This is a genomic window from Pedobacter sp. 01N416 (genome assembly GCF_056399685.1).
The window spans coordinates 1-4,737 of record NZ_JBFTRT010000409.1; the positions used below are offsets into that span (position 1 = coordinate 1).

The following is a 4,737-nucleotide window of genomic DNA, read 5'->3' on the forward strand; positions in this document are numbered from 1 at the left end:
ATAATAGGTAACTTAACTAGTTTTTTTAGCGAATCTTTTTCATTTATCAGCTCTACATACAGGATCTTACTAATGCCCGAAGGGGCCGAAGTCTTGGTATTTACAACATAGGCTTTGAACCAAATATCATCGCCAATGGCATAATAAGGCTTATCTAAGTGAAGGTGAACTTTTTCTTGTGGATTTTTACTGGTGTAATCTTCGAGTTTTTGCAAGAGCTGACTAAATGGATCATCATCCATTTTAAATGCGGCAAAAACAATAAGTAGAGATAGAAAACTGATTGCGAGAGTAATTTTGAGTTTCATGTGGTCAGGTAACAAATAAATACGTGTCAAGGTACAAAACCTAAGGCATATTTTTATGAAGATACTATGAAATTTAGTTTCAATCTAAATTTTTAGTTCATAACTACAGAAACACATTAATTTATCAATATGGCGTTGAAAATGAAGGATTCAGTGTGCTTAACTCTATCGGTCCGTTGTTCATAAACCCAACAGCAACCATAGCACAAGGCTTTCATTTCCAAGAACGGAAATATTCCTTTAGCTATTGATTTGGAAATGAGGGGTTCTGATCACTTGGCCTCACCAGCCCCGCTTTTGTTTCTGCCGATGAAAAAATCGGCATTCACGACAATCGGGTTTAGGAACAATGTTTGGACCACGGAGAACAGACTGCCAATCATAAACCCGACAGCAGCGGCGGCTCCCAATTCTTCTATCGGGACCACAGCAAATGGCGGGGCTAAAGCGGCCACGTTACACTGCCTTTCATTTCCAAAAACAAAAAATATTCTTTAGGCTATTGATTCGGAAATGAGGAGTTCTGATCACTTGGCCTCACCAGCCCCGCTTTTGTTTCTGCCGATGAAAATCGGCATTCACGACAATCGGGTTTAGGAACAATGTTTGGTCCCCGGAGAACAGACTGCCAATCATAAACCCGACAGCAGCGGCGGCTCCCGATTCCTTCTATCGGGACCACAGCGAATGGCGGGACTAAAGCGGCCATAGCACGCTCCCTTTCATTTCCAAAAAAGAAAAAGATACCAGTTTTCAATTGAATTGGCTGTCGGCAGTTAAGCAATCTCTAAAACTTATTCTTCCACATCATACTTTCTACTGGTCTGGTGGTTTTGTTGTTGTATTTAGCATTACCTTTTGAATTGTACATCGTTTCTATTTTACCTTCAACAACAAAATAAATCAATTGGCCAATAGGCATTCCGGCATAAATTTTCACAGGTTGTGCTACTGATATTTCTAATGTCCAGGTATTACAAAAACCAACATCACCTTTACCTGCTGTTGCATGGATATCGATACCTAAGCGGCCGGTACTGCTTTTACCTTCTAAAAAAGGCACATGCCCGTGTGTTTCGGTATATTCTAAAGTAACACCAAGATATAGCGTACCTGGATGAAGGACATAACCATCTTTAGGGATTTCGAAATGTTCGATTTCATTGTGCGCTTTCGCATCGAGCACACGGCTTTTATAAGTAGCCAGGTATTTCCCTAAGTGCACATCATACGAGTTGGTTCCTAAACATTCGCGTTTAAAAGGCTCAATGATGATTGTTCCCTTCTCAATTTCTTCTAATATCCTGCTATCAGATAATATCATTTTTATACGTATTTTTGGCCTAAATTATCATTTATTTAAGATAATTTTGCATGTAATCTCCAATTTAATCAATGCCAATAATTTACAATAAAAATATTGATCAGCATTCTGTTTTAGCAATTTGGAAAATTGAAGAAACGGAGGAAGAATTGTTGGCTGGACTGCAGCTTAAGCAGCATGAACATGACATTATTTCGTCATTAAATAACGGCAAGCGGTTACTGCACTGGTTAAGCACAAGATTACTATTGAGAACAATGCTTAATACAACCGAGTATATCGACTGTCAGTTTGATGAACATGGCAAGCCCTATCTGGTTAATTTCGACTATCATATTTCGTTAAGCCATTCTTATGATTATGCTGCCGTAATGATTAGCAAAGATCATGCTGTAGGTGTTGATATTGAACTGATTAAGCACAAGATAAAAAGCATTAAACACAAGTTTTTAAGCGATGTAGAACTTGCCCAGAAACAGATTGGCGATAATACGGATGGCTTATATGTTGCGTGGTGCGCTAAAGAAGCTATTTATAAGTGGCATGGCAAAAAGGGTTTAGAATTTAAACAGCATATCCATATTAAACCTTTTAAGCTAAAAAACGAAGGCTCACTAAACGCATTGGTAGAACTGCCAACAGGTACGCGAGAGCTGACCGTTAATTACTTTAAAACCAAAGACAGTTATATGTTAGGCTATGTAGCCAGCAATTCTTAAAATAAATGGAGATGAACGAGACAGCGGAAAAAGCAATTGCAACAGATTTAAAGCCAACTATTTTTACAGACTGGGGCTTAACAGACTATCAGGAAGCTTGGGATAAACAGGAAGATCTGTTAAATAAAACGGTGGCCATTAAGACAGAAAACCGTGTAAACAATACCAATAAGCCTACCCCAAACCATCTTGTATTTTGCGAGCACCCACATGTTTACACCTTAGGTAAAAGCGGGCATCCCGAAAATTTATTATTGGATGAGCAGGGATTAAAAGATAAACAGGCAACCTACTATAAAATAAACCGGGGCGGCGATATTACTTATCATGGTCCGGGGCAGCTAGTGGGCTACCCTATTCTTGATCTTGATAATTTCTTTACCGACATACATTTATATTTACGCACGCTGGAAGAAGCCGTTATCCTTACCTTAAAAGATTATGGGATAGAAGCTGGCCGTTATCCCGGTTTTACGGGGGTGTGGTTAGATGCCGATAACGAAAAGGCTCGTAAAATATGTGCCATGGGTGTTCGTTGCAGCCGTTGGGTTACCATGCACGGTTTTGCCTTTAATGTAAATGTAGATTTAGATTACTTTAAAAATATTGTGCCCTGCGGCATCGATGATAAGGCTGTAACTTCTTTAGCAAAGGAGCTGGGTTATCATCTTGATATGGAAGAGGTAAAAGGAAAATTAAAGAATCATATTGCCGAGCTCTTTAAAATGCAGCTGATTTAATTGGTTGAATAAAACTAAACCGAACGCTAATTCGTAGATTAAGCTATGAAGATTTTATTAAGCGCCATTTTATTTTCTTTCTTAACTTCGGGCTGCACAAAACAACAGCCTATGCCTACTGAACCCGTTATCGACCGAACAAACGCTTCTTCAAATGGAGAAGGTGATTTTACATATCTGGCACTTGGCGATTCTTATACCATTGGCGAATCGGTTAAACAGGCAGAATCTTTTCCTTATCAGCTTCAAAGTTTATTAAAAGCTCAAGGCAGCACTGTAGCAAATCCAAAAATTATTGCGGTTACCGGTTGGACTACAGATGAGCTGCAGGGCGCTATAAAAAAAGAGAATTTAACAGGCACCTATAGTTTTGTTACACTCTTAATTGGTGTAAACAATCAATATCGGGGTTATCCGATAAATACTTACAAAAAGGAGTTCACAGAATTGTTACAAACGGCAATCGCTTTTGCCGGAGGCAACAAGAATAAGGTTTTTGTAGTTTCTATTCCAGATTGGGGCGCTACGCCCTTTGGCAAAAACTCGGGGCGAAATCCACAAACTATTGCCAATGAAATCGATAGCTTTAACGCTGCAAACCAAGAAATCACGCTTTCAGCTGGCGTAAACTATACCAACATTACACCGGCATCTCGAAATGCTGCAACAAATTTATCGTTAGTGGCGAGCGACGGGTTGCACCCAAGCGCTAAAATGTACACCGAATGGGCAACCGCTTTATTACCAAAAGTGGCAAATGTATTGAAATAATTAAACGTTTGTTTATGCTGTTTTTAAATTAAAAAATATATTTTAGTTTAACTATTTAAATTAATACACTTAAAAGTTGATACTATGGAAGATCAAAAACCTCAAGAACAAGCACCCTTCGGTCAGCAACCGTTTGGACAAACACCATTCGGAAATCAAGGCCCAGCGCCAAAGAACTGGCTTGTAGAATCAATTCTGGTTACATTATTCTGCTGCCTGCCTTTTGGAATAGCTGGTATTGTAAATGCGGCTAATGTTAATAGTAAATATGCCATGGGCGACTATGCAGGGGCTCAGGCAGCCTCTCAAGCCGCTGGCAAATGGACAAAAATTGGATTCTTTATTGGAATTGGAGTTTATGTCTTATATATATTATTTTTTGTGGTGCTAGGTTTTGGCGGTGCCATGATGAGTAATTACAGATAGATGAAATTAATGTACATCTTAGGAATCGTTATAGGGTTAGCACTTGTGATAATTTACTATAAATTTAATCCTGAGATGTACAATTTCTTTCCGGAATGCCCTTTTCACAAATATTTACACCTCGATTGCCCTGGTTGCGGTTCACAAAGGGCAATACATGCCCTGCTTCACCTCGATATTCAAAAAGCTGCAGGATATAATCTACTCCTTGTACTCAGCTTACCACTACTTATTACCCAGCTGGCTTTCAAAATTTATTCTTTTTCAACAAAGAAGAACCTGGTAATGCGCTTTTGGTATAACCCAAATACACCTAAAGTAATTTTTGCTATCGTAATGATATTCTGGATCGCCAGAAATTTGCCCTATACACCATTCAACTATCTCGCTGCTTAACTAGGCCATTGTAGCAGTAAGGTGGTTATAATCTTTTAGCACCGCCTCTAGAA

Annotated in this window: 6 protein-coding genes and 1 pseudogene; 5 read left to right on the plus strand and 2 right to left on the minus strand. The window is 38.9% G+C overall.

Going from position 1 to position 4,737, the window contains the following annotated elements; genetic code table 11:
* Positions 1–308: pseudogene (locus tag AC1DND_RS20030) on the minus strand (TonB-dependent receptor); the annotation flags it as partial.
* Between the two features lie 787 nt (positions 309–1,095).
* Positions 1,096–1,632 carry a dCTP deaminase gene (gene dcd, locus AC1DND_RS20035; protein WP_215129483.1) on the minus strand — a complete coding sequence of 179 codons (537 nt, stop codon included), beginning with the start codon at positions 1,630–1,632 and terminating at the stop codon, positions 1,096–1,098.
* Positions 1,633–1,703: 71 nt separating this feature from the next.
* Between dcd and AC1DND_RS20040 the strand changes: the two genes are divergently transcribed.
* From AC1DND_RS20040 to AC1DND_RS20060, 5 genes are all read left to right on the plus strand, one after another.
* Positions 1,704–2,351 (plus strand): 4'-phosphopantetheinyl transferase family protein, encoded by a 648-nt coding sequence (locus tag AC1DND_RS20040; protein WP_477584317.1) that lies wholly within the window; start codon positions 1,704–1,706, stop codon positions 2,349–2,351.
* 11 nt (positions 2,352–2,362) lie between these two features.
* On the plus strand, positions 2,363–3,091 hold the full coding sequence (lipB, locus tag AC1DND_RS20045; RefSeq protein WP_477584318.1) for a lipoyl(octanoyl) transferase LipB: 729 nt from the start codon (positions 2,363–2,365) through the stop codon (positions 3,089–3,091).
* 45 nt (positions 3,092–3,136) lie between these two features.
* Complete coding sequence (locus tag AC1DND_RS20050) at positions 3,137–3,862, plus strand: SGNH/GDSL hydrolase family protein (protein ID WP_477584320.1); 726 nt, start codon at positions 3,137–3,139, stop codon at positions 3,860–3,862.
* Positions 3,863–3,946: 84 nt separating this feature from the next.
* Positions 3,947–4,288: a CD225/dispanin family protein gene (locus AC1DND_RS20055; RefSeq protein ID WP_083488603.1), complete on the plus strand. Its 342-nt coding sequence runs from the start codon at positions 3,947–3,949 to the stop codon at positions 4,286–4,288.
* Positions 4,289–4,363: 75 nt separating this feature from the next.
* On the plus strand, positions 4,364–4,684 hold the full coding sequence (locus AC1DND_RS20060) for a DUF2752 domain-containing protein (RefSeq protein ID WP_477584322.1): 321 nt from the start codon (positions 4,364–4,366) through the stop codon (positions 4,682–4,684).
* The last annotated feature ends 53 nt before the right edge of the window (positions 4,685–4,737 follow it).

What these genes read in the sequence shown, in the direction of transcription:
- dcd (WP_215129483.1), bottom strand. Translation starts at nt 1,632, where the DNA reads ATGATATTATCTGATAGCAGGATATTAGAAGAAATTGAGAAGGGAACA.
- AC1DND_RS20040 (WP_477584317.1), top strand. Translation starts at nt 1,704, where the DNA reads ATGCCAATAATTTACAATAAAAATATTGATCAGCATTCTGTTTTAGCA.
- lipB (WP_477584318.1), top strand. Translation starts at nt 2,363, where the DNA reads ATGAACGAGACAGCGGAAAAAGCAATTGCAACAGATTTAAAGCCAACT.
- AC1DND_RS20050 (WP_477584320.1), top strand. Translation starts at nt 3,137, where the DNA reads ATGAAGATTTTATTAAGCGCCATTTTATTTTCTTTCTTAACTTCGGGC.
- AC1DND_RS20055 (WP_083488603.1), top strand. Translation starts at nt 3,947, where the DNA reads ATGGAAGATCAAAAACCTCAAGAACAAGCACCCTTCGGTCAGCAACCG.
- AC1DND_RS20060 (WP_477584322.1), top strand. Translation starts at nt 4,364, where the DNA reads ATGTACAATTTCTTTCCGGAATGCCCTTTTCACAAATATTTACACCTC.